The 22,184-nt window shown below is 75.2% G+C and carries 23 protein-coding genes; 17 read left to right on the top strand and 6 right to left on the bottom strand.

From position 1 onward, the window contains the following. Nucleotides 1-200: 200 nt before the first annotated feature. The 6 genes from DMP15_RS24645 to DMP15_RS24620 all read left to right on the top strand — a co-directional run bounded on the left by DMP15_RS24645 (nt 201) and on the right by DMP15_RS24620 (nt 4,470). Nucleotides 201-905 carry a hypothetical protein gene (locus DMP15_RS24645; RefSeq protein WP_337826503.1) on the top strand — a complete coding sequence of 235 codons (705 nt, stop codon included), beginning with the start codon at nt 201-203 and terminating at the stop codon, nt 903-905. 128 nt (nt 906-1,033) lie between these two features. Then, nucleotides 1,034-1,768, top strand: a complete 735-nt coding sequence (locus tag DMP15_RS24640; protein ID WP_337826502.1) for an energy-coupling factor ABC transporter permease — start codon at nt 1,034-1,036, stop codon at nt 1,766-1,768. After that, nucleotides 1,765-2,055, top strand: coding sequence for an energy-coupling factor ABC transporter substrate-binding protein (locus DMP15_RS24635; RefSeq protein ID WP_073576229.1), 291 nt, complete (start codon nt 1,765-1,767; stop codon nt 2,053-2,055). The genes DMP15_RS24640 and DMP15_RS24635 overlap by 4 nt, the downstream gene beginning before the upstream one ends. Further along, a complete protein-coding gene (gene cbiQ, locus DMP15_RS24630; protein ID WP_161151313.1) occupies nt 2,055-2,786 on the top strand; it encodes a cobalt ECF transporter T component CbiQ in 732 nt (243 codons plus the stop codon). Before DMP15_RS24635 ends, cbiQ begins: the two co-directional genes overlap by 1 nt. Continuing rightward, nucleotides 2,783-3,631: an energy-coupling factor ABC transporter ATP-binding protein gene (locus DMP15_RS24625; RefSeq protein WP_337826501.1), complete on the top strand. Its 849-nt coding sequence runs from the start codon at nt 2,783-2,785 to the stop codon at nt 3,629-3,631. The genes cbiQ and DMP15_RS24625 overlap by 4 nt, the downstream gene beginning before the upstream one ends. A gap of 5 nt (nt 3,632-3,636) precedes the next feature. Continuing rightward, complete coding sequence (locus tag DMP15_RS24620; RefSeq protein ID WP_161151727.1) at nt 3,637-4,470, top strand: SAM-dependent methyltransferase; 834 nt, start codon at nt 3,637-3,639, stop codon at nt 4,468-4,470. Nucleotides 4,471-4,476: 6 nt separating this feature from the next. Here the strand turns inward: DMP15_RS24620 and DMP15_RS24615 are convergent, their stop codons facing one another. Then, nucleotides 4,477-5,292 (bottom strand): crotonase/enoyl-CoA hydratase family protein, encoded by an 816-nt coding sequence (locus tag DMP15_RS24615; RefSeq protein WP_337826500.1) that lies wholly within the window; start codon nt 5,290-5,292, stop codon nt 4,477-4,479. 79 nt (nt 5,293-5,371) lie between these two features. Here DMP15_RS24615 and DMP15_RS24610 point away from each other — a divergent pair, with 79 nt between their 5' ends. Together DMP15_RS24610 and DMP15_RS24605 are read left to right on the top strand one after the other, a co-directional pair. Next, complete coding sequence (locus tag DMP15_RS24610) at nt 5,372-6,601, top strand: MFS transporter (RefSeq protein ID WP_337826499.1); 1,230 nt, start codon at nt 5,372-5,374, stop codon at nt 6,599-6,601. 9 nt (nt 6,602-6,610) lie between these two features. Then, nucleotides 6,611-7,399, top strand: coding sequence for a TrmH family RNA methyltransferase (locus DMP15_RS24605; protein ID WP_161152886.1), 789 nt, complete (start codon nt 6,611-6,613; stop codon nt 7,397-7,399). Here DMP15_RS24605 and DMP15_RS24600 read toward each other — a convergent pair. Together DMP15_RS24600 and DMP15_RS24595 are read right to left on the bottom strand one after the other, a co-directional pair. Further along, entirely contained in the window at nt 7,387-8,973 is a 1,587-nt protein-coding gene (locus DMP15_RS24600; RefSeq protein ID WP_337826498.1) for an AMP-binding protein, read from the bottom strand. The genes DMP15_RS24605 and DMP15_RS24600 overlap by 13 nt on opposite strands. Nucleotides 8,974-9,086: 113 nt before the next feature. Beyond that, nucleotides 9,087-10,295 carry an MFS transporter gene (locus DMP15_RS24595; protein WP_337826497.1) on the bottom strand — a complete coding sequence of 403 codons (1,209 nt, stop codon included), beginning with the start codon at nt 10,293-10,295 and terminating at the stop codon, nt 9,087-9,089. A 45-nt stretch (nt 10,296-10,340) separates the two neighbouring features. Between DMP15_RS24595 and DMP15_RS24590 the strand changes: the two genes are divergently transcribed. Continuing rightward, complete coding sequence (locus tag DMP15_RS24590; protein WP_337826496.1) at nt 10,341-11,546, top strand: ROK family transcriptional regulator; 1,206 nt, start codon at nt 10,341-10,343, stop codon at nt 11,544-11,546. A 10-nt stretch (nt 11,547-11,556) separates the two neighbouring features. On the opposite strand, the gene DMP15_RS24585 is transcribed toward DMP15_RS24590, so the two are convergent. Further along, nucleotides 11,557-13,293, bottom strand: a complete 1,737-nt coding sequence (locus DMP15_RS24585) for a pyruvate dehydrogenase (protein ID WP_073576223.1) — start codon at nt 13,291-13,293, stop codon at nt 11,557-11,559. Nucleotides 13,294-13,490: 197 nt separating this feature from the next. On the opposite strand from DMP15_RS24585, the gene DMP15_RS24580 reads away from it, so the two are divergent. Beyond that, a complete protein-coding gene (locus DMP15_RS24580; protein ID WP_167410033.1) occupies nt 13,491-13,646 on the top strand; it encodes a hypothetical protein in 156 nt (51 codons plus the stop codon). A 128-nt stretch (nt 13,647-13,774) separates the two neighbouring features. On the opposite strand, the gene DMP15_RS24575 is transcribed toward DMP15_RS24580, so the two are convergent. Beyond that, nucleotides 13,775-14,662: a 3-keto-5-aminohexanoate cleavage protein gene (locus DMP15_RS24575; RefSeq protein WP_337826495.1), complete on the bottom strand. Its 888-nt coding sequence runs from the start codon at nt 14,660-14,662 to the stop codon at nt 13,775-13,777. Between the two features lie 62 nt (nt 14,663-14,724). Between DMP15_RS24575 and aroQ the strand changes: the two genes are divergently transcribed. From aroQ to DMP15_RS24540, 7 genes are all read left to right on the top strand, one after another. Further along, a complete protein-coding gene (gene aroQ / locus DMP15_RS24570; RefSeq protein WP_161152228.1) occupies nt 14,725-15,324 on the top strand; it encodes a gamma subclass chorismate mutase AroQ in 600 nt (199 codons plus the stop codon). Nucleotides 15,325-15,422: 98 nt separating this feature from the next. Then, a complete protein-coding gene (locus tag DMP15_RS24565; RefSeq protein ID WP_161152227.1) occupies nt 15,423-16,469 on the top strand; it encodes a leucyl aminopeptidase in 1,047 nt (348 codons plus the stop codon). Then, nucleotides 16,466-17,215: a maleate cis-trans isomerase family protein gene (locus tag DMP15_RS24560; RefSeq protein WP_073576220.1), complete on the top strand. Its 750-nt coding sequence runs from the start codon at nt 16,466-16,468 to the stop codon at nt 17,213-17,215. The genes DMP15_RS24565 and DMP15_RS24560 overlap by 4 nt, the downstream gene beginning before the upstream one ends. A 200-nt stretch (nt 17,216-17,415) precedes the next feature. Then, nucleotides 17,416-18,120: a GntR family transcriptional regulator gene (locus DMP15_RS24555; protein ID WP_073576219.1), complete on the top strand. Its 705-nt coding sequence runs from the start codon at nt 17,416-17,418 to the stop codon at nt 18,118-18,120. Beyond that, on the top strand, nt 18,117-19,118 hold the full coding sequence (locus DMP15_RS24550) for an ADP-ribosylglycohydrolase family protein (RefSeq protein ID WP_337826494.1): 1,002 nt from the start codon (nt 18,117-18,119) through the stop codon (nt 19,116-19,118). Before DMP15_RS24555 ends, DMP15_RS24550 begins: the two co-directional genes overlap by 4 nt. A gap of 12 nt (nt 19,119-19,130) precedes the next feature. Then, entirely contained in the window at nt 19,131-20,573 is a 1,443-nt protein-coding gene (locus tag DMP15_RS24545; protein WP_073576217.1) for a purine-cytosine permease family protein, read from the top strand. Beyond that, the gene (locus tag DMP15_RS24540) at nt 20,570-21,487 is read left to right on the top strand and encodes a PfkB family carbohydrate kinase (RefSeq protein ID WP_337826493.1); all 918 of its coding nucleotides are present in this window, start codon (nt 20,570-20,572) and stop codon (nt 21,485-21,487) included. Before DMP15_RS24545 ends, DMP15_RS24540 begins: the two co-directional genes overlap by 4 nt. 100 nt (nt 21,488-21,587) lie before the next feature. Here DMP15_RS24540 and DMP15_RS24535 read toward each other — a convergent pair whose 3' ends face one another. Then, complete coding sequence (locus DMP15_RS24535) at nt 21,588-22,073, bottom strand: hypothetical protein (protein WP_337826492.1); 486 nt, start codon at nt 22,071-22,073, stop codon at nt 21,588-21,590. Between the last annotated feature and the right edge of the window lie 111 nt (nt 22,074-22,184).

Below are 22,184 nucleotides of genomic sequence, written 5' to 3'. Positions count from 1 at the left end.
CCCCACCGGTCTTCCGGGGCACCCTGTCGTGTTCCGCGCACGCCGTCGTCCGTCCACCGGGCCACGGTGTGGCGCATACCGAGACATCAGCGAGACCGTCGTCCCGCGACCCGTCACCCGCGTTTCCACGGCCGGTCGGTGCTCCCACCGACCGGTCCCGCGCCGTGCCGCCGGTCGGGACGACAGGAGAGGAACCGGGCATGGCCGTGCAGGAGAAGACGTTCGCCACCGAGCGTGACGGCAAGCAGGCGGAGCGCTCGGCGGCCGCGGCCGCCGGGCGCGCCGAGGTGGCGGCCGCCAGGGCGGAGCGGGCCGCCGCGACAGCGCAGCAGGCCGCGCTGACCGCGGCCGGTGCCGCCGGCTCGGCCCGGGAGGCCGGGACGTCGGGCCCGTCGGCGAAGGACGCGAAGGCCGGGAAGAAGGCCGACGCGAAGAAGGGCAAGAAGGACGGGAAGAGCGGCCGGAAGGCCGTCGAGGCCGCGAAGGCCGACACGAAGAAGGCCCGCCGCAAGGAGGAGAAGGACGCCGAGAAGGCCGTCCGCGCCGCCGAGAAGGCCGAGAAGAAGGCCCGCAAGCAGGCGAAGGCCGAGCGGGCCGAGCAGGAGAAGGCCGCGGCCGCGGAGAAGAAGGCCGCCCGGAAGGCCAAGGCCGCGCGGCTGGAGAAGGTCGCCAAGCGCGACGCCGCCGCGAAGGCGGAGAAGAAGGCCCGCAGGCTGGCGAAGGAGCAGGTCGTCGCCGGCCGGCCGGGCAGCGGGGTCGGTACGCCCGAGACCACGCCCGCCGAGCGGGAGAACCGACGTCGCGAGGCCGAGCAGGAGGCGGGCCGCCTGGCCGCCGCGGCCGAGCACAAGGCCACCGCCGAGCGCCCCGCCGAGGTGCACCACACCAACGGCCTGCGCCTCTGACGGCACACCGCAGCCACCGGCGACGCCCGGACCCGGCCGGGTCCGGGCGCCGCCGTGTGTCAGAGCCTGCACACCTGACCGGATGTTCAGGCTTGCACGATCGAACGACGTGGCCGTAGCGTTCGCCCGTGCACATCGCCGAGGGGTATCTGCCGCCGCTGCACGCGGCGGCCTGGACCGTCGTCGCCGCGCCGTTCGTCGTGCACGGCGCCCGCGCCGTGGTGCGCCGCGTGCGGGAGGACCCGGACACCAAGCTGCTGCTCGCCGCGGCGGGCGCGTTCACCTTCGTTCTCTCGGCGCTCAAGATCCCGTCGGTGACCGGGTCGTCGTCGCACCCGACCGGAACCGGGCTGGGCGCGGTGCTGTTCCGACCACCGGTGATGGCCCTGCTCGGGACGGTGGTGCTGTTCTTCCAGGCCGTCCTGCTCGCCCACGGCGGGCTCACCACGCTCGGCGCCAACGCCTTCTCGATGGCGATCGCCGGGCCGTGGATCGCCTACGGCGCCTACATCGTGGTCCGCAGGATCGGGGGCTCGCTGGGGCCCGCGGTGTTCGCCGCGGCCTTCCTCGGTGACCTCGGTACCTACACGATCACCAGCGCGCAGCTCGCGCTCGCGTTCCCCGACCCCACCTCCGGGTTCGGCGGAGCGTTCGTCACCTTCGCATCGATCTTCTCGATCACGCAGATCCCGCTGGCCGTGGCCGAGGGGCTGCTGACCGTGCTCGTCGTGCGGCTGCTCGTGCGCATCACCCCGGACGAGCTGCGCCGCCTCGGCGTGCTGCGCCCGGCCGCGGGAACCGACACCGGCGGCCCCGCCCCGGCCGCGACCGCACAGGGCCCGGAGAAGGAGGCGTCGGCGTGAGCCGCTCGACCGTCGTGAACATCCTGCTGGTCGTCGCCGTCGTCGCGTTGTTCGCGGTGCCGGTGCTGTTCGTGCCCGGCGAGTACGCCGGGTCCGACGGCCAGGCGGGCGAGGCCATCGAGGCCACCGGCTACCGGCCGTGGTTCAGCCCGGTGTGGGAGCCGCCGTCGGGCGAGATCGAGTCCGGCATCTTCGCGATGCAGGCCGCGGCCGGCGCGGGCGTGCTCGGTTACTGCATCGGCGTCGCCCGCACCCGCAGCCGGGAGAAGGCCGCGCGGCAGAGCTGATGCTGCTGATCGACGAGACCGCCCACGCCAACCGCTGGCGATCCCGGCACCCCGGGGAGAAGGCGTTCCTCGCCCTGGGGCTGCTGCTGCTCGCCGTCGCGCTCCCACCGTGGCCGGGGGCCGTGCTGACCGGTACCGCGGCGCTGGCGCTGCTGCTGGGCGGGGCCCGGGTGCCGTGGCGGACCGCGCTGCGGCTGCTCGCGCTGCCCCTCGGGTTCGTGATCGTGGGGGCGCTGCCCCTGCTGGTGACCGTCGGCGGGGATCCGTGGCTCGCGCTCGCGCCGGGCGGGCCGGCCCGGGCGGCCGCTCTCGTCGGACGCTCGCTGGCGACGGTGACCTGCCTGATCCTCTTCGCCGCGACGACGCCGCTCGCCGACACCCTGCCCCGGCTGCGGTGGGTGCCGCCGGCCGTCCTGGAGATCACCCTGCTCGTCTACCGGATGCTGTTCCTGTTGCTGGACTCGCTGACCGCGGTCCGGGAGGCCCAGTCCCTCCGGATGGGATTCCGGACGCGGCGGACCACCTTCCGGTCGCTGGCCGGGCAGGGCGTTGCCGTGTTCGTCCGCGCCTTCGACCGTGCCCGCCGCCTCGAGGCCGGCCTCGCCTCCCGCGGCTACGACGGCTCGCTGCGCGTCCGGGTACCCGCCCGCACCGTCTCGCCCGCCTTCGTAGCGGCGAGCACGGTGCTGCTCGTCGCCGTGCCCATACTGGCCCTGGTGGTCGTCCCGTGACCGCGGTCCTGGAGGCCCGCGGGCTGGTCTTCGCCTACCCGGACGGCCCGGTCGTGCTCGACGGGGCGGACCTCGTCGTCGACCCGGGGCGCAGGCTCGCGGTGCTCGGCCCCAACGGCGGCGGCAAGACCACCCTGTTCCGGCTGCTGCTCGGGCTGCTCGCCCCGTCGGCCGGGCAGGTCCTGCTCGACGGCGAGCCGGTCCGCCGCACCCGCCGCGGGCTGGTGCGGCTGCGCGAGTCCGCCCAGCTCGTCCTGCAGGACCCCGACGACCAGCTGTTCTCTGCCGACGTCGCGCAGGACGTGTCGTTCGGCCCGCTCAACCTCGGTCTCGACGAGACCGAGGTCGACGCCCGGGTGCACGACGCGCTGTCCGCCGTCGGCATCGCCGACCTCGCCGACCGGCCGACGCACCGGCTGTCGTTCGGGCAGCGCAAGCGGGTCGCGATCGCCGGGGCACTCGCCGTCCGGCCCCGGGTGCTGGTGCTCGACGAGCCGACCGCGGGCCTGGACCCGGCCGGGGTGGAGGAGCTCGTCGTCGTGCTGGCGGACCTGCAGCGCGCCGGGACCGCGGTCGTGCTGTCCACACACGACGTCGACCTCGCCCACCGCTGGGCCGACGACGTCGCCGTCGTCGCGCGCGGGCGCGTCCGGCGCGGCCCGGCCGCGGAGGTCCTCGGCGACGCCGCGCTGCTCTCCGACGCCCGGCTCGGTCCGGCCTGGGCGCCCGCGGTCGCGCGGCTGCTCGCGCTGGCGGGCCACCCCGGCGTCGCCGCCGGCACCGCGGCGGAGCTGCACGATGTCCTGTCGGGACTTGCGACCCGGGAGACACCGGCGAGAGGGTGACGCCCATGACCGTCCCGGAGCCCGTGCCCGACCCGGTGGACGAGATCGACCTGACGCTCCCCAACCCGGCCCGCGTCTACGACTACATGCTCGGCGGCGCCCACAACTTCGCCACCGACCGGGAGTTCGCCGAGCGTGTGCTCGCCGCCCTGCCCGACACCCGGGAGGTCGCGCTCGCCAACCGGGCCTTCCTCGGCCGGGCCGTGCGGGCCTGCCTGGACCGCGGGGTGCGCCAGTTCCTCGACCTCGGGTCCGGCATCCCGACCGCCGAGCCGGTACACGAGATCGCCCACCGCGCCGACCCCGCGGCGCGCGTGGCCTACGTCGACGTCGAGCCGGTGTCGGTCGCGATGAGCCGCCAGATCCTGACCGGTGTGGACGGTGCCTCGATCACCGCCGCCGACCTCACCGACGCCGGGGCCGTGCTCGCCGCGCCGGGTGTCGCGGGCCTGCTCGACCCGGCCGAGCCGGTCGCCGTGCTCGCGGTGTCGGTGCTGCACTTCGTCCGCGACGACGACCTGCTCGGCGCCCTGTTCGACCGCTACGTGACGGCGTTCGGGCCCGGCAGCATGCTCGTCGTGTCGCACGGCAGCACCGACGTCGACGACCCGCACACCGCCGAGCGGATGCGCACCATCGAGCGGTTCACCCGGGACACCGCGCAGCCGGCGCGCTCCCGCGACCGCGCCCTGCTGCGCCGGCTGTTCGTCGACCGGCCCGGGCACCGGCTGGAGCTGCTGGAACCGGGCCTGGTCGACGTCAGCGACTGGCGGGCCGAGGACGGGCAGCCACCCGCAGGGATGTACGCGGTCGTCGGGGAGGTCGTCGGGCGACGGTAGGGCGGGTCAGTCCCGGTAGACGCCCTGGCGCTTCTCCATGAACGCGCTGACGGCCTCGGTCAGGTCGGCCGAGACCAGCTGGCCGCCGTTCCAGGTGGCGATCTGGTCGAGCCCGTCCGCGACCGAGTGGTCGCGGGCGTAGGTGATCGCGTGCTTGGTGCCGCGCAGGGCCAGCGGCGACTTCGCGGCCAGCGACGCGGCCAGCTCGGCGACGCCCGCCTCCAGCGCCTCGGCGTCGGCGTACACGCCGTTGACCAGGCGCAGCTCCTTCGCCTCGGTGCCCGACACCGGCCGGCAGGTGTAGGCCATCTCGCGGGCCACACCCTCGCCGACGATCCGCGGCAGCCGCTGCAGCACGCCGACGTCGGCGGCCAGGCCCATGTCGACCTCCTTCAGCACGAACGACGCGTCGGCGGTCGCGTAGCGCAGGTCGCAGGCGACGGCCAGGTCCAGGCCTGCCCCGAGGCAGACGCCCTGGATCGCGGCGACGACCGGCTTCCGGCAGCGCTCGATCGCGGTGAGGCAGTCCTGCAGGTCGAGGATGGTGCGGCGCAGCGCGTCGGCGCCGTGCCCCACCGAGTCGTCCGACGCGGTCTCGCGCAGACCGCCCAGCATCGACACGTCGATGCCCGAGCAGAAGTGCCGCCCGTTGCCGCTGATCACCACGACCCGCACGGCGGGGTCGGCGTCCAGCTCGCGCACCGCGTCGCGCAGCCCGAACCACATCGGCTCGTGCAGCGCGTTCGCCGCCTTCGGGCGGTCCAGGCGCAGCCGCGCGACCCCGTCCGCCACCTCGACCGCGATCCCCGTCGGTTCACCCATGTCGCGTCACTCCGTCCTCGTCGCCGGTCCTCGCTGCGGAGGCTACCGGTAGGTAACCCCCGGCTGGCAGGATGCGACGGTGCGGCAGGGAGGCCGGGGGGACCGGACGTGGCTCGCGGCCTGCGGGCTGCTGTTCGCGACGGCCTTCGGCACGAACGTCCCGACCCCGCTGCTGCTGGTCTACCGGGACGAGCTCGATCTGTCGGCGAGCACGCTCGCCGCGATCTTCGGGGTGTACGCGCTCGGGCTGGCGCCGTCGCTGCTGCTGGGCGGGCCGGCGTCGGACCGGTTCGGGCGGGTGCGGGTGCTGCTGCCGGTCGCCGCCGGGGTCGCCGGGGCGTCGCTGCTGTTCCTCGGCGGGGCGTCGGCGCTGTGGCTGCTGTTCGCGGCCCGGTTCCTGCAGGGGCTGGCGTCGGGTGCGGTGTTCTCGGTGGGCAGCGCCTGGCTGCAGGACCTCGCCGGGCCGGACGGCGCGCCGCGGGCCGCGCGGGCGGCGTCGGTCGCCCAGACCGCCGGCTTCTGCCTCGGGCCGCTGACCTCCGGGCTGCTCGCGACCTCCGGGCCGCTGCCGCTCGCCCTGCCCTACCTCGTGCACGTGGCCCTGGTGGTGGTGGCGGTCGCCGCGGTGCTCGCCACCGTCGGGACGGGGACCCGCCCGGCCGGGCCGCCGTCCCGCGGCCTGCTGCCCCGGCCGGGCCTGACCCCGGCCGCGCGGCGGGTGTTCGTGCGGGTGGTCGTGCCGACCGCGGTGTGCGTGTACGCGTTCCCGTCGGTCGCGGTGACCGTGCTGCCGCTGCTGCTGCCCGGGATCTCCGGCGCGGTCGCGTTCACCGGGCTGCTCGCCGCGCTGACCCTGGGCACCGGGACGCTGGTGCAGCCCTTCGCGCACCGCCTCGGCCGCCGCACCGGGCCCGCCGGGGCCGGGCTGGGCGCCCTCGGGGCCGCCGCCGCGACGGTCACCGCGCTGCTCGCGCCGCCCGGACCGGCCGCGGTCGCGGGTGTCGCGGTGGCCGGGGTGCTGTTCGGCGCGGGCGGCGGGCTCTGCCTCAACGCCGGGCTCACCCGCGTCGGCCGGCTGGCGCCGGCGTCCGGGCGGGGCGCGGTGAACGGGCTGTTCTACACCGCCGCCTACTCCGGGTTCGCCGCGCCGTGGCTGGCCACCGCATTCGTCGCGACGACGGCGCTCGCCGCCCCGCTGGCGGTGCTCGCCGCCGCGGCCGCGGTCACCGCCGGGTGGCTCGCGGTCCGCTCCGGAGACCCGGACGGGGCACCCGGTCCCGGCCGGTCCCCGGACACCCCGCCATCCTAGGCTCGTCGGGTGCCCGACCTGACCAGTACCGCCAACCCGCGTGTCAAGAACCTGGTCCGGCTGCGCACCCGCCGCCACCGCGACGCGGCGGCCGTCACCGTGATCGAGGGGCACGACGAGCTGGCGCTCGCGCTCGACGCCGGCGTCGAGCCGACCGAGGTGTACTGGGCGCCGGACCTCGTGCGGTCGGACGCGCTGCTGGCCCGGATGCCGTCGGCGCGGGTGTTCTCGGTGACCCGCGAGGTGTTCGCCCGGATCGCCTACCGCGAGTCCCCGGACGGCTGGCTCGCCGTGGCCCCGGCCCCCGGCCGCCCGCTCGACGAGCTGGACCTCGGCCCGGACCCGCTCGTGCTCGTCGCCGAGGGTGTCGAGAAGCCCGGCAACGTCGGGGCGATGCTGCGCACCGCCGAGGCGTGCGGGGTGGACGCGGTGGTGATCGCGACCCCGGAGCGCGGTGGCACCGACTTCGCCAACCCCAACGTGGTGCGGGCGTCGAAGGGGACGGTGTTCGCGGTGCCGGTCGCGTCCGCGTCCACCGCCGAGGTCCTCGACTGGCTCGACCGGCGCGGCATCGCCACCCTCGTCACCACCCCGGCCGGGACGACCGGGCTCGCCGGCACCGACCTGACCGGGCCGACCGCGCTGGTCATCGGGACCGAGGCCACCGGGGTGACCGACGCGTGGCTCGACCGGGCCGACGCCACGGTGGTCATCCCGATGCGCGGGCGGGTCAACTCGCTCAACGCCTCGATCGCCGCGGCCGTGGTGCTCTACGAGGCGGTCCGTCAGCGCGGCTGACCGACGAGCTCGGCGCGCAGCCGCTTCTTGTCGGTCTTGCCGATCCCGGTCAGCGGGATCCGCTCGACGAACTCCACGGTGTCCGGCACGTACATCGCGCCGGCGCGGTCGGCGACCAGGCCGGTCAGCTCGTCCGGGCTCGGCGCCGGGGAGTCGGTGACGACGGCGGCGTGCACGGTCTCGGTGCCGTCGTCGTCGGGCACCCCGAAGACCGCGGCGTGCCGGACGGCCGGGTGCTCCATGAGCAGGTCCTCCAGCTCGGAGGTGTACACGTGCCCGCCCACGACGACGATCATGTCCTTGACCCGGTCGAGCAGGTGCAGGTAGCCGTCGGCGTCCTGGCGGGCGACGTCGCCGGTCCGCACCCACCCGTCGACGACGGTGGCGGCGGTCAGCTCCGGCTGCTTCCAGTAGCCGTCCATCTCCATGCCGGTGTGCACCCACAGCTCACCGCGCCTGCCCGGGGCGACGGGGCGGCCGTCGGCGTCGGTGATCGCGATCGTGGTGGTGGGGATCGGCCGCCCGACGGTGCCGAGCAGGTCGGGGTTCCGGTGCTCCTCGGCGGTGAGCACGCTGATCCCGCCGGCCTCGGTCTGGCCGTAGAACTGGGTGAACACCGGGCCGATCCGGCGCAGCGCCTCGGCGATGCGCCGCGGGTTGGCGGGGGCACCGCCGTAGACCAGCGACCGCAGCGACGACAGGTCGGTCCGGTCCAGGTCGGGGTGGTCGAGCAGGCGGTAGATCAGCGGCGGCAGCAGGAAGCCGTGGGTGATGCGCTCCCGCTCGACGGCGGCGAGGTAGGCGCCGGGCTCGAAACCGTCCTGCAGGACGACGGTGCCGCCGTCGGTGAGGGTGCGGTCGGCGAGCGACCCGCCGACGTGGGCGACCGGCGTGGCGACGAGCAGGCGCGCGCCGGCGTCGCCGCTGCCGAACCCGCCTGTCCCGCGGCGCATCGCGGCACCGCGACGGTGGTGGTCGAAGGTGTAGGTGATGCCCTTCGGGTGGCCGGTGGTGCCGCCGGTGTGCCGGATCTGCTCGATGGCGTCCGGCCGGGCGCGGCCCCGGACCGGCTCGGTGGACGCCGTCGCGGCCTCGGCCGTCACGTCGGTATCGGTGCCGTGCGGGCCGAGCCAGAGCACGTCGACGCCGGGGACCAGCGCGAGGACGGGCTCGGCGGCCGCCGCGGCGTCGGCGTCGGCGAGGACGAGCGGCGCCTCGACGTCGTCGACGATGCGGGCCTGCGCGGCGGCGGACAGGCCCTCGTGCGGCTGGGCGATGCCCGCCCCGAGCAGTGTCACCGCGAGCCGCGCGACGACCGCCTCGGGCGTGTTGCCGGCCAGCAGCGCCACGACCCGGCCCGGCTCGACCCGGCCGTCGAGGACGTGGGCGAGCCGGTGCACGGAGTCCACGAGCTCGCCCGCGGTGATCCTGCGGTCGCGGTGCACCAGGGCCTCGCGGCCGCGGTCGGCGGCGAGGGCGTCGAGGAGCTCCTCGACGTCGCTGTGCAGCGCGGCCCCGCTCTGCGTGGCGGCACCGTTGCGCGGCGCGGTGGCGCTGTCCAGATCGGCGGACATGTCCGGGCTCCTCTCGACGGGATCGTTGTCTTACGCAACGATCAACTCGAGGGCAGGCTTCCCGGAGGTGATCTGATCGACACCTCTCGCTTGTGTGACCTACCAGGCGATCCTCAGGCGGCCAGGGCGAGCTCCTCGCGCCGCTCGGAGCGCTCCATCCGGACCGCCACACCCAACGCGGCCAGCCCCAGCAGCGGCAGCACGGTGGCGACCGCGGCGGGCGCGGTCCAGCCCCATCCGGCGGCCAGCACCAGGGCGCCCAGCGCGGCCCCGAGTGCGTTGGACACGTTGAACGCGGCGTGGTGCAGTGCCGCGCCCAGGGTCGGACCCTCGCGACCGGCGTCCATCAGTCGGGTCGCCAGGGCCGGGGTGGTCGCGGTGGTGGTGAACGCCAGTGCGAACAGCGTGATCAGCGCGAACACCGGCGAGGACGCGGTGAGTGCGAACAGGGCCATCGACACCGCGGCGGCGGCGAGCCCCGAGGCGATCGTGCGGACCGGCGCAGCCTCGGCGAGCCGGCCGCCGACCTGGTTGCCCAGCGTCATACCGAGCCCGAACACGGCCAGTGCGAGCGGCACGGCCGCGGTGGCGAGCCCGGACACCTCGGTGAGCACCGGGGTGATGTAGCTGTACACGGCGAACGAGCCGCCGAACCCGGTCGCGATGACCGCCATCGTGATCCAGACCTGGCCGCGGCGCAGTGCCGACAGCTCGCCCAGCACCGAGCCGCGGCGCTCGTCGCGGACGTCGGGGACCAGTCGCCAGACGGCCAGCATCGTGAGCGCCGCGACGGCGCCGACGGTCAGGTAGGCCGCCGGCCAGCCCGCGTTCTGCCCGAGCCAGGTCGCGCCCGGGACGCCGACGATGTTGGCGATCATCAGCCCGCTCATCACCGTCGCGATCGCCCGTGGCCGCCGCTCGCGGGGGACCAGGGAGGCGGCGAGCACCGATGCGGTGCCGAAGTAGGCGCCGTGCGGCAGCCCGGCCAGGAACCGGGTGGCGACGAAGGTGCCGAACGTCGGGGCGAACGCCGACAGCACGTTGGTCACCGCCAGCGCGCCCGCCAGGGCCAGGACGAGGTGCTTGCGGGGCCACCGCGCGCCGAGCACGGCGAGCACCGGCGCGCCGACGACGACGCCGAGCGCGTAGGCGCTGATGGCCGTGCCTGCCTGCGGCACGGTGGCACCGAGGTCGGCGGCGAAGGCCGGCAGTAGACCCATCGAGGCGAACTCGGTGGTGCCGATGGCCAGACCGCCGAGGGCCATCGCGGCGAGCGCGGGCCCGGGGGTGGAAGACTGGGACGAGGTGAGAGCCTTTTTCATCGTGACACGAGGATAAATCTCGGGAGGCCGGAGGTGTCAAACCGGATGACGTCGATGTCGGCCGGTTCACGTTCCGGCACGGATGCGCCCGGGCGCGCCGAGACCGACCGCTGGCGCGCCACCGCCGAGGTCCTGGACGAGGTCCGCCGCGAACCCGGCCTCACCCGCGTCGAGCTCGCCCGGCGCCTGCGCCTGGCCAGCGGCTCGGCCACCGAGATCGCGGCCCGGCTGCGCGACCTCGGCTGGGTCACCGAGGAGCGCGCCCCCTGCGGCGGGCGCGGGCGACCGACCACGACCCTGACGCCCAACCCGGACGGGCCGGGCGTCGTCGCCGTCGACGTGCGGTTCGAGGGCTGGCGGGCCGGGTTCGCCGGACTCGACGGGACCCCGGTCGCGGTGCGCTCGGGGCGGCACCGCCGTCGCGACCCCGACGCCGTCGCCGCGGAGCTGGCCGGGGTGGTCGGCGAGCTGGTCGCGGACGCGCCCGGAGCGGTCGTGGCGGTCGGGATCGGGGTCGCGGCGACCGTCGTCGACGAGTACCTGGCCGAGACGGGCGGCGGGCAGGGCTGGAGCCCGCTCGACGTGCGCCGGATCGGCGCCGGGCTGGGCCTGCCCGTGCTGGTCGGCAACGACGCGAACCTGGCCGGTGTCGCCGAGGTCCGCGACGGTGCCGCGGCCGGTGCGGGCACGGCGTTGTTCCTCACCGTCGAGGTGGGCATCGGCGGCGCGCTGCTGCTCGACGGGCGTGCCCAGGCCGGTGCCCGGGGCGCGGCGGGGGAGCTGGGGCACCTGCCCTTCGGTGACCCGGCCGCCCGCTGTGCCTGCGGTGCCCGCGGCTGCTGGACCACCGGCGTCGACGGCCGGGCGCTCGCCCGGATGCTGGGCGAGCCCGAGCCGGACGCTCCGTACAGCTACGCACGCACCGTGCTCGACCGCGCCTCGGCCGGTGAGCCCGGCCCGTCGGCGGCGGTGACGAGCGCGTCGGCGGCGCTGGCCCGCGGCGTCGCCGGCCTGGTCAACGCGCACGACCCGGAGGTCGTCGTGCTGGCCGGGCTCGGGCCCGCCCTGCGCGCCGCGGCGCCGGAGGCGTTCGCCGTCGCCTATGACGACGGTCTGATGGCCTTCCGCCGCGCCCTCGCGCCGCCGGTGCACGACGACGCGCACGGCGAGGACGGCGTGCTCCGGGGGGCCGCCGCGATCGCGCTGGACCACGCGGTCTCGGCTCCCGGGCTCGCCGCCCGCGCCGGCTGAGGCGCCCTGCTCAGGGGCGGGGGATCGACCGCAGGTTGCTGCGCGCCAGCTCGACCATCTTCCCGACGCCGCCGTCGAGCACCGTGCGGGTCGCGGCGAGTGCGAACCCGCGGACCTGCGCCGCGGTGATGTGCGGCGGGATGGACAGCGCATTCGGGTCGGTGCGCACGTCGACCAGCGCCGGACCGCGGTGGTCCAGCGCCCGGCGCAGCGCCGCGCGCACGTCGGACGGGTCGTCGACGGCCTCGGCGTACAGGCCGGCGGCGCGGGCGATCCCGGCCAGGTCGGCCGGGCCGTGGTCGGTCTGGAAGGACGGGTAGCCCGCCACCATCATCTCCAGCCGGATCATGCCCAGCGATCCGTTGTTGAACGCGACGACGGTCAGCGGCAGGTCGTGCTCGGCCGCGGTCAGCAGCTCGCCGAGCAGCATGGTCAGCCCGCCGTCGCCGGACAGCGACACCACCTGCCGGTCCGGGTGGGCGAGCTGGGCGCCGATCGCGTGCGGCAGGGCGTTGGCCATCGTCCCGTGCCGGTAGGAGCCGATGATCCGGCGCCGGCCGTTGGGGGACAGGTAGCGCGCCGCCCACACGTTGCACATCCCGGTGTCGACGGTGGCGATCGCGTCGTCGGCCATCTCCTCGTCGAGGACCGCCGCGACGTGCTCGGGGTGGATCGGGCGCAGGTCGGAGACCTTGTGGGTGTAGGCGCCGACCACCTTCTCCAGCGCCTCGGCGTGGCGGCGCAGCATCCGGTCGAGGAAGGAGCGGTCGGTCTTCTCCGCGATCCGCGGCAGCAGCGCGTCCAGGGTGGACGCGGCGTCGCCGTGCACACCCAGCTCCAGCAATGTGCGCCGGCCGAGGCGCGCGGGGTCGGTGTCGATCTGCACGGTGCGGGCCTGCGGCAGGAACGAGTCGTAGGGGAAGTCGGTGCCGATCAGGACCAGCAGGTCGGCCTCGTGGGTCGCTTCGTAGCAGGCGCCGTAGCCGAGCAGCCCGGACATGCCGACGTCGTGGGCGTTGTCGTACTGGATCCACTCCTTGCCGCGCAGCGAGTGGCCGATCGGCGCCTTCACCTTCTCGGCGAGGGCGAGCACCTGCTCGCGGGCGTGCTCGATCCCGGCGCCGACGAACAGCGTCACGGTGTCCGCGGCGTCGACGAGCCGGGCCAGCTCGGCCACCTGCTCCTCGGACGGCCGCACGACGCCGGTGGGCGGGGCCAGGTGCGAGGTGCCGGTGTCGTTCGGCGCGTCGAGCGCGCTGACGTCGCCGGGCAGGACCAGCACCGCCACGTCGGACTCGGCGAGCGCGGTCTGCATGGCGATCCGCTGCATCCGGGGCATCTGCTCGGGCCGCGAGATCAGCTCGCAGTACGCCGAGCACTCGGTGAACAGCCGCTCCGGGTGCGTCTCCTGGAAGTAGCCGGTGCCGATCTGGGTCGACGGGATGTGCGAGGCGATCGCCAGCACCGGCGCACCGGTGCGGTGGGCGTCCATCAGGCCCTGGATCAGGTGCGTGTTGCCCGGGCCGCAGCTGCCGGCGCAGACCGCGAGCCGCCCGGTGAGCTGGGCCTCCGCCGCGGCCGCGAGCGCGGCGGCCTCCTCGTTGTGGACGTGCACCCACCGGATGCGGCCGTCGCGGCGGATCGCGTCCGCGATCGGGTTGAGACTGTCACCCACCAGCCCGTAGATGCGTTCGACGCCGGCCTGGTGCAGCAGCTCGATCATCTGGTCGGCCACGGTGCGGCTCATGTCGTACCTCCTCGCGCTGGGGTGCGAGGGCCGTGTTCCCGGTCCGGCACCGGCCCGAACCGTTCCGTCGTGTGACGGCGCTCGCGCACCGTCCGGCGCACCGCAGGTCACGACACGCGCATCGGAATCGATTCCCGCACTGCACGGGAACCCGTATGTGAGTACTTTCCCCTCACATTCCTGGGAGGGGACACGAAATGATCATTCTTGGTCTGATCCTGTTGCTGGTGGGGTATTTCGCCGGCATCCAGCTCCTCTACTACATCGGCGGTCTGCTGGTGATCGTCGGTGTGGTCCTGTTGATCCTCGGAGCGATCGGACGTCCGGTGGGTGGGCGGAAAGCCTGGTTCTGACCGGGCCGGCCGGAGCCGGCCGCGGGAATCCGCGGACCGGCTGACGGTCGGCGTCGCCGAATTCCCCGCGGGGATGTGTGTCCGGGTCGACCGGAAACACACCCCCGCGGTGTGTCACGGTGAAAGGATCACCCGTGCGGCCGGATTCCGAGAATGTCGCGGGCGGCCGCGGGGGAGGCGGGTGTCGCGCCCACCCGGTCCAGCACGCGCAGGGCACCGTCGAGCAGCTCCCGGTTGGACGGCGCCGTGCCCCGGCCGTCGTCGAAGTCCTCCAGGCCGACCCGCAGGTGCCCGCCGCGGCGCACCGCCAGCTCGGCCAGCCCGGAGGCGACGACGTCACCGCCCAGCACGGCCACCGACCACGGCAGGCCCGAGGGCTCCAGCAGCTCCAGGTAGGCCTCCAGTGCGGCGGGCGTCGGCGGCAGCCCGAACTGCAGCCGGTCGGCGAAGTACAGCTTCACGATCGCGCCCGGCGGGACCCGCCCATGCCGGTGCAGGGTCAGCGTGGTGCGCAGGAACCCCGGCTCGAAGATCGAGATGCTCGGGGCGGCGCCCAGCTCGGCGGTGCGGGCGAACATGTACTCGGTGTCGGCGACGGAGTTCTGGTACGGCTCCGGCGCCGCCGCGTCCGGGCAGGTGCCGTCGTCGAGCAGGCCGACGTTGACCGAGCCGGGGTCGACCAGTGTCATGTGTCCGCGCCGGCCCAGCTCCTCGACGTGCGCCCACCGCCGGGTCACCGGGATGTCCCGGGCCCCGGCCGCCATCGTCGGGTAGAGCAGCGCGTCGGGGTGCGCGGCCACGACCGGGTCCCAGGCCGCCAGGTACGGCTCGACGGCGTGCACTCCGTCGACGGTGAACATCGGCTCGTCGTTGTGGTGGTGCACGATCGCCGCGCCCGCGTCGAGGACGTCGGCGGCCTGCTCGGCCACCTCCGCCGGGGTGCGGGGCACGTGCGGGTTGCGCTCCCGCGTCGTCGTGCCGTTCAGCGCCACTTCCAGGATGACCGCGGTGTCCACGCCCGCCAGCATCGCCGCAGGCGGCGGTGGGGCGCGACCGCTGCGGTCGTAGGCTCGCCGCTGTGATCGGCACACGCGGTACCGCACTGGCCGGGGCGCTCCTGGTCCTGGGCCTGCTGGCCGGGTGCGGCGACCAGCCCCTCCCGCTGACCGAGGGGCCGCCCGGCGCGTCCCCGGCCGACGGGCTCGTCCGGGTCGTGCAGCTGTCCGCGCAGCGCGCCCAGGTCTCCGACCAGGTCGCCGCGGCGAAGTTCGGCACCGGGGCGGCCGTCACCGACCCGGTGCGGGAGGCGGCCGTCGTCGCGCAGGCGCGGGCGGACGCGGCCCGCGACGGCGTCGACCCCGACTGGACGGCCCGGGTCGTCGCCGACCAGATCGCGGCGAGCACCCAGGTGCAGAACGACCTGATCCGGCAGTGGACCGACCGGCCCGACACGCTTCCGGCGCAGCGGCCCGAGCTGGCCCGGGTGCGGCCGCAGCTCGACCGGATCGGCGACGAGCTCGTGGCCGCCCTGAAGCTGGCCGGACCGGCCCGGGCGAACGAGGAGTGCCCGTCGACCCTGGCCCAGGCCGCGGTCGAGCAGGCGCAGGGGCTCGACGAGGTCCACCGCAACGCCCTCGGGCGGTCGCTGAAGTCCGTCTGCGACGGCGCCCCCGGCTGATCCGCCCCGTGTGACGGTGCCGTTTCCGCCCGTCCGAAGGTCTTGCGTATCCGGATAGTACGTGCTCGGATTAATAGGACGAGACACGGAGGTGCGCGATGGACCAGAACCTGTTCAACGACATCTGCCTGCAGCAGCTGACGCTGTCGGGCGTGCACGAGGGGGAGACGGTCGTCGTGCTCACCCGGGGCGCGGAACGGACCGAGTACGCCGACGCGTTCCTCTGGGCGATCCAGAAGCTGGGCGCGACCGGCTATCACATGCGGCTGCCGTCGCCGGCGAGCGCGGGCGGTGCCTGGGCGGTCGGCGACTCCGGCCTGGGGAACATCCCCCTGGCCGTGGAGGCCCTCAAGGCCGCGGACATGGTCGTGGACTGCACGTTCCTGCTGTTCAGCAAGGAGCAGTTCGCGATCCAGGACGCCGGCACCCGGATCCTCACCGCCGTCGAGCCGCCCGAGCTGCTCGCCCGGCTGATGCCGACCACCGAGCTGCGCGAACGCGTCGAGACCGGCGCGGAGCTGCTGGCCAAGGCCTCGACCATGCGGATCACCAGCCCGCACGGCACCGACGTGACCTACCAGCTCGGCATGTACCCGACGCTGAGCGAGTACGGCTACACCGACACCCCCGGTCGCTGGGACCACTGGCCCGCGGCGTTCGTGTTCACCGGCGGCTCCGACGACGGCGTCGACGGGAAGATCGTCCTCGCCCCCGGGGACGTGCTGCTGCCGTTCAACACCTACGTGCAGACCCCGGTGGAGATCACCATCGAGCAGGGCTTCATCCGCGACATCCGCGGCGGCGCCGGCTCCTCCGGTCTCGACGCGGACCTGCTCCGCTCCTACATCGAGTCCTTCGACGACCCGCGCGGCTACGGCATGAGCCACGTCGGCTGGGGTCTCGACGAGCGCGCCCACTGGCACGGCCTGACCCAGTTCGGCGGCGGCATGGGCATGGAGCTGCGCAGCTTCTACGGCAACGTCATGTTCTCGATCGGCCCGAACAACGAGCTCGGCGGCCCGAACGACACCGCCTGCCACTTCGACATCCCGATGCGCGGCAACTCCCTGTTCCTCGACGACGAGCTGATCGTCGACGCCGGTGAGCTGACCGTGCCGGAGATGAAGCCGGTGGCGCGCCGATGACGCGCGACCACCACATCGGCATGATCGTCCCGTCCTCGAACCTGACGATGGAGACCGAGCTGCCGCGGATGCTGCGCGCCCGGGAGGACGTGCTGCCCGACGACCGGTTCGTCTTCCACGCGGCGCGGGCCCGGATGCAGCACGTGACCCCCGAGCAGCTGCGCGCGATGAACGCCCAGGCCCAGCGGGCCGCGGCCGAGCTGGCCGACGCCCGGCCGGACGTCGTCGCGACGGCCTGCCTGGTCGCGATCATGGCGCAGGGCCCCGGCTACCACTGCACCGCCGAGGACGACATCACCGCCGCACTGCGGGCGGAGGGCTCCGACGCCCCCGTCGTCTCCAGCGCCGGAGCGCTGCTGTCGGGGATCGCCGCGCTCGGTGCGACCCGGGTCGCGATCATCACCCCGTACATGGAGCCGCTGACGAAGGCGGTCGTGGACTACCTCGAGGACGCAGGGGTCGAGGTCGTCGACTCGCTGTCGCTGCAGGTTCCCGACAACCTCGCCGTCGCCCGGCTCGATCCGGCCGACCTGCGCGAGCACTGGCGCAGGCTGGATCTGACCGGCGCCGACGCGCTGGTGCTCAGCGCATGCGTGCAGATGCCGTCGCTGCCGTCGATCGAGGCGGTGCAGGACGAGGCCGGCATCCCGGTGCTGTCCGCCGCCACCGCGACCACGCACCGCATCCTCACCGGGCTCGGGCTGGAGCCACGGGTGCCCGGGGCGGGGGCGCTGCTCGCCGGCTGAGGCCGTACGACCGGGACCCGCGTGCCGCGCCGGCACGCGGGTCCTCGTCGTGTCCGCGGGCCGGATGCCCACATGGTCCTTCTCCGGGGAGTGTCGACGTCCCCGGAGAGCACTCCCGGCTCCACGGAGAAGGATCACCGGTGTCGGCGGGCCGGTGGAGGGGGTGGACGCGGCCTGCCCCGTGCTGTACATGTTTGTACATGTCTGAACAGGGTGGGCGTTCCAAGAGGGCGCGCCTCGTCGAGGACCTCGCCGGGCGGATCCGCTCCGGCCGGTTGCCGAACGGTGAGCAGCTCCCGGGGGAGAACCAGCTCGCCCGCACCTACGCCGTCTCCCGCGGCACGGTCCGCAGCGCGCTGGCCGAGCTCGCCCGGCGCGACCTCATCACCACCGAGACCGGCGTCGGCTCGTTCGTCACCTTCGACGGGTCGCCCCTGGACCAGCGGCTCGGCTGGGCGCAGGCCTTCGCCGCGTCCGGCGCGGCCGTCGGCACCGAGCTGCTCGGCATCACCGCGGGCGGCGACCCCGGTCCCACCGGGTACGAGGGGCCACTGGTCACCGTGCGCCGGCTGCGGCGCGCCGGGGCCGTCCCGGTCTCGCTGGAGACCGCCTCGCTGCCCGCCACCGGTCACCTCGCGCGGCTCCCGGAGACCGGGCTCGTCGACGGCTCGATCACCGCCACCCTCGCCGCGGCGGGCCTGCTCGGCATCGCGGGGGAGCAGTGGATCGCGGTGGCCCCGCTCGACACGGCCGACGCCGTCACCCTCGAACGCGAGCCCGGCGAGCTGTTCCTGCACGCCGTCCGGGTCACCCGCGACGCCCGCGGCGGGCTCGTCGAGCACGTCGTCAGCCTGCTGGACCCGCAGCGCTTCCGGTTCCACCTCGCGTTCGGGGAGACCCGGTGAGCGACCCGCACGACCGCGCACTGGGCGCGCTGCTCGGCCTCGCCGTCGGCGACGCGCTCGGCATGCCCACCCAGTCGCTGTCCCGGTCCGCGATCGCGGAGCGCTACGGCGTCGTCGACCGGCTCCTCGACGGCGCCGACGACCAGCCGATCGCCCCGAAGCTCCCGGCGGGCACCGTCACCGACGACACCGAGCAGGCGCTGCTGCTCGCCCGCATCCTGCTCGACCACGACGGCCACGTCCCGGCCCGGGTGTTCGCCGGTGCCCTGGAGACGTGGGAGCAGGACATGATCCGGCGCGGGTCGCTGGATCTGCTCGGCCCCTCCACCCGCCGGGCCCTGACCCGGCTCGCGGACGGCGAACCCCCCGAGCTCGCCGGCCGCGACGGCGTCACCAACGGCGCCGCGATGCGTGTCGCGCCGGTCGGCATCGCGCACACCGGCCCGCGGCTCCTCGACGCCGTCGTCGAGTCGGCGGTCGTCACCCACCACACCGCGCCCGGGATCGCGGCCGCCGCCGCGGTGGCCACCGCGGTGTCGGCCGGGGTGTCCGGCGCGGGGCTCCCTGCCGCGCTGGACGCCGCGCTCGACGCCGCCCGGGCCGGTGCGCGACGCGGCGGCTGGGCGGCCGGCGCCGACGTCGCCGCCCGCCTCGACATCGCGTTCCGGGTCCTGCCCGGTCTCGACCGGGCCGCGCTCGCCGACACCGTCACCGACGTCGTCGGCACCTCGGTCACCGCGACCGAGTCCGTCGTCGCCGCCCTCGGTCTCGCCGCCGCCCTCGGCGACGACCCGCGGGCCGCGCTGGTCACCGCCGTGTCCCTCGGCGGCGACACCGACACCGTCGCCGCGATCTGCGGCGCGGTCCTCGGGGCGGTGCACGGCGCCGCCGCACTGCCCGCCGACCTCGTCGGCACCGTCCGCCGGGTCAACGCGCCCCTGCTCGACCCCCTCGACGACGTGGTCGAGGGGCTGCTCCGCCTCCGCCTTCCCTCCTGACAGGAGGCCGCCATGGCCACCAGTACGACCGACACCGGCACCGCCGGGAACGGGACGCTCGAGACCCGGGGCATCGAGCCCGTCCCGGTCGCCGAGCGGCACGGCCGCCCGGGCCAGCTCTTCTGGGTCTGGTTCGCCGCCAACATCTCCATCCTCGGCCTCCCGCTGGGCGCGACGCTGGTCGCGTCCGGGCTCAACATCACCCAGGCCGTGCTCGCCGCGGTGCTCGGCAGCGTCGGGTCGTTCGCGATCGTCGGCGCGGTGTCGATCGCCGGTCGGCGTGGCGGGGCACCCGGCCTGACCCTGTCGCGCGCGGTGTTCGGCGCCCGCGGCAACATCGGACCGACCCTGGTGTCGCTGCTGTCGCGGCTGGGCTGGGAGACGGTGAACACCACCACGGCCGCGTTCGCGTTGCTGTCGCTGGTCACGATCGTCGCGGGCACCAGCCCGTCGGCGAAGGACCACCCGGTGATCACGATCGTCTGCATCGCGGTGTTCGTGCTGTGCACGGTGCTCGTCGCCGGGCTGGGGCACGCGGTGCTCGTGGCGGTGCAGCGCTGGGCGACCTGGGTGTTCGGTGCGCTGAACATCGTCGTCGGCGGGTTCCTGGTCGCCACCGTCGACTGGGCCGCGGTCGCCGCGGCCGCCCCCGCCCCGTCGGGTGCGGTCGTCGCCGCGGTCGGGGTGATCGCCGCCGGCACCGGGATCGGCTGGGCCAACGCGTCGGCCGACATGTCCCGCTACCAGTCCCCGTCGGTGCGGGCCGGTTCCCTGGTCGCCTCGGCCGCGGCCGGTGCGGGCATCCCGCTGGTCCTGCTCATCTCGCTGGGCAGCCTGCTCGCCGCCGGGGACCCGACCCTGGCGACGGCCGACGACCCGGTCGCCGCGATCCGCGACCTGCTCCCGGCCTGGATGGCGATCCCGTACCTGGTCGCCGCGTTCGGCGGGCTGCTGCTGTCCAACCACCTGTCGGTCTACTCGGCCGGGCTGACCACGCTGACCCTGGGCGTGCGGCTGCCGCGGGTGTACGCCGTCGTCGTCGACGTGCTGGTGACCTTCGCCGGTGCGATCTACTTCATGCTGATCGCCGACGGCTTCTACCCGCCGTTCATCGCCTTCATCAGCGCCCTCGCGGTCCCGATCACCGCGTGGGTCGGGGTGTTCGCCGTCGACATGCTGCGTCGCCGCCACTACGACCCGGTGGCCCTGATGGACACCTCGCGCGGCAGCGGCTACTGGTACCGCGGCGGGATCGAGCCGCGGGCGACGGCGGCCTGGGCGCTGGCGATCGTCGTCGGCTACCTGTTCGCCACCGTCGGGCCGTCGGCCGAGCCGTGGTTCACCGGGCCGCTCGCCGGCACCTGGTTCGGCGAGAACGGGCTGGCCTGGGTGATCACCTTCGTCGTCGCCGCCGGGGTGTACGCCGCGCTGGGCGGGGCCCGGGAGCAGCGGTGACCGGCAGGCTCGTCCACTCCGGACAGGTCCTGGTCGACCTGGTCATGCGGGTGCCCGCGCTGCCCCCGCCCGGCGGCGACGTGCTCGCCACCGCCACCACGATGCTGCCCGGCGGCGGGTTCAACGTCGTCGCCGCGGCCGCCCGGGCCGGGGCCGAGGTCCTCTACGCCGGCGGGCACGGCACCGGTCCGCACGGTGACCTCGTGCGGGCCGCGCTGGCCGCGGAGGGCGTCACGGCGACCGCGCCGCCCGATCCCGGCGGCGACACCGGCGTCTGCGTGACCCTGGTCGACCCGTCCGGGGAACGGACCTTCGTGACCGGCAGCGGGGTCGAGACCGCGCCGCCCGCCGGGCTCCCGGCGACCACCGCCGACGACGTGCTCTACGTCTCCGGCTACAGCCTGCTCGTCCCGGACAAGGCCGCGTCGCTGGTCGCCGCGGCCGAGGAGTCCTCGGCGACGGTCCTGCTCGATCCGGGGCCCCTGGTCACGGACGTGCCGGACGCGCTGTGGGAGCGGATGCTCGCCGCCACCGGGGTGCTGAGCACCAACGCGCGGGAGGCGCGGCTGCTCACCGGGGAGCCGACCGCGGCGCGTGCCGCCGGGGCCCTGGCCCGGCGGTTGCGCGACGACGCGGCCGTGGTCGTCCGCGACGGTGCCGCGGGCTGCGTGGTCGTCCGCGACGGGGCGGTGGAGGCCGTCCCGGCGCCGGTGGTCGACGCCGTCGACACCAACGGGGCCGGGGACGCCCACTGCGGGGTCCTGGCCGCGGAGCTGCTGCGCGGCACCGCATGGTCCGAGGCGGTCGCGCGGGCCGGTGCGGCCGCGGCGCTCGCGGTCACCCGGTACGGGCCGGCCACCGCGCCGACCCGGGCGGAGCTCGACGCGTTCCTCGCCGGGGCCGCCGCGGGGTGACGCTGCGACTCCACCGGTTCATGATCACCGGTTGTGGAGCGCAGAGGTCGTCGAGTGCACTCCGGACTCCACAACCGGTGATCATGGACGGGCAGGGTCCTCAGGTCCCGGCGCCGGCGGCCGTCGCCATGCCCTGGGCGGTCTCCTGGACCGCGTGGAAGGCCGGGCCGCAGACGGCGGCGTCGCCCTCGGCGAGGGTGCCCGGGTCGGCCTGGCAGCCCTTCGCGGCGAAGTCGTCGAGCGCCTTCCCGACGAGGTCGGCCTGCGCGGCCGCGGCCGGTGCGTCCTGGCGGACCTGGGGCAGGGCGTTGCGGATCTCGGTGGTGAACCGGCCGCAGCGCGGGAAGACCGTCGCCGGGTCGCTCGACCAGCAGGGGTCCTGGGCGTAGAAGCGGAACTTGGTCCGCAGCGCCTCCAGCCCCGGGGCGCCGACGCGCTCCGAGGCGGTCTGTCCCGGCCAGGGCGCGGTGTCCTGCGCCGACGAGGCGGCGGGGCGGCCGGCGGAGCAGCCGACGAGGAGCAGGGCGGCCACCAGCAGGGTGGCCGCCCGCAGCAGGGACGTGGTCGGGCGCGGGCACGGTTGCACACCGAGACGTTAGGCCCGCGCCGATCATCGTGCCGCGCCGGCCCGGCCCCGGCTGGGCGGGACCGGTCGGGCGCCGGAGGAGGGGGGCCGGCCCCGGCCGGGCGGGACCGA

This window comes from Pseudonocardia sp. UM4_GMWB1, from assembly GCF_017312155.1.
GTDB classification, from domain to species: domain Bacteria; phylum Actinomycetota; class Actinomycetes; order Mycobacteriales; family Pseudonocardiaceae; genus Pseudonocardia; species Pseudonocardia alni.
The sequence above is the reverse complement of the archived record's forward strand: the minus strand, read 5'-3'. Positions and strand labels throughout refer to the sequence as shown.

Coding starts and splice junctions, on each gene's coding strand:
- cbiQ (WP_161151313.1), top strand. CDS start 2,055: ATGCTGCTGATCGACGAGACCGCCCACGCCAACCGCTGGCGATCCCGG.
- DMP15_RS24620 (WP_161151727.1), top strand. CDS start 3,637: ATGACCGTCCCGGAGCCCGTGCCCGACCCGGTGGACGAGATCGACCTG.
- DMP15_RS24600 (WP_337826498.1), bottom strand. CDS start 8,973: ATGTCCGCCGATCTGGACAGCGCCACCGCGCCGCGCAACGGTGCCGCC.
- DMP15_RS24555 (WP_073576219.1), top strand. CDS start 17,416: ATGTCTGAACAGGGTGGGCGTTCCAAGAGGGCGCGCCTCGTCGAGGAC.
- DMP15_RS24580 (WP_167410033.1), top strand. CDS start 13,491: ATGATCATTCTTGGTCTGATCCTGTTGCTGGTGGGGTATTTCGCCGGC.
- DMP15_RS24585 (WP_073576223.1), bottom strand. CDS start 13,293: ATGAGCCGCACCGTGGCCGACCAGATGATCGAGCTGCTGCACCAGGCC.
- DMP15_RS24590 (WP_337826496.1), top strand. CDS start 10,341: ATGACGTCGATGTCGGCCGGTTCACGTTCCGGCACGGATGCGCCCGGG.
- DMP15_RS24545 (WP_073576217.1), top strand. CDS start 19,131: ATGGCCACCAGTACGACCGACACCGGCACCGCCGGGAACGGGACGCTC.
- DMP15_RS24560 (WP_073576220.1), top strand. CDS start 16,466: ATGACGCGCGACCACCACATCGGCATGATCGTCCCGTCCTCGAACCTG.
- DMP15_RS24645 (WP_337826503.1), top strand. CDS start 201: ATGGCCGTGCAGGAGAAGACGTTCGCCACCGAGCGTGACGGCAAGCAG.
- DMP15_RS24615 (WP_337826500.1), bottom strand. CDS start 5,292: ATGGGTGAACCGACGGGGATCGCGGTCGAGGTGGCGGACGGGGTCGCG.
- DMP15_RS24595 (WP_337826497.1), bottom strand. CDS start 10,295: ATGAAAAAGGCTCTCACCTCGTCCCAGTCTTCCACCCCCGGGCCCGCG.
- DMP15_RS24565 (WP_161152227.1), top strand. CDS start 15,423: ATGGACCAGAACCTGTTCAACGACATCTGCCTGCAGCAGCTGACGCTG.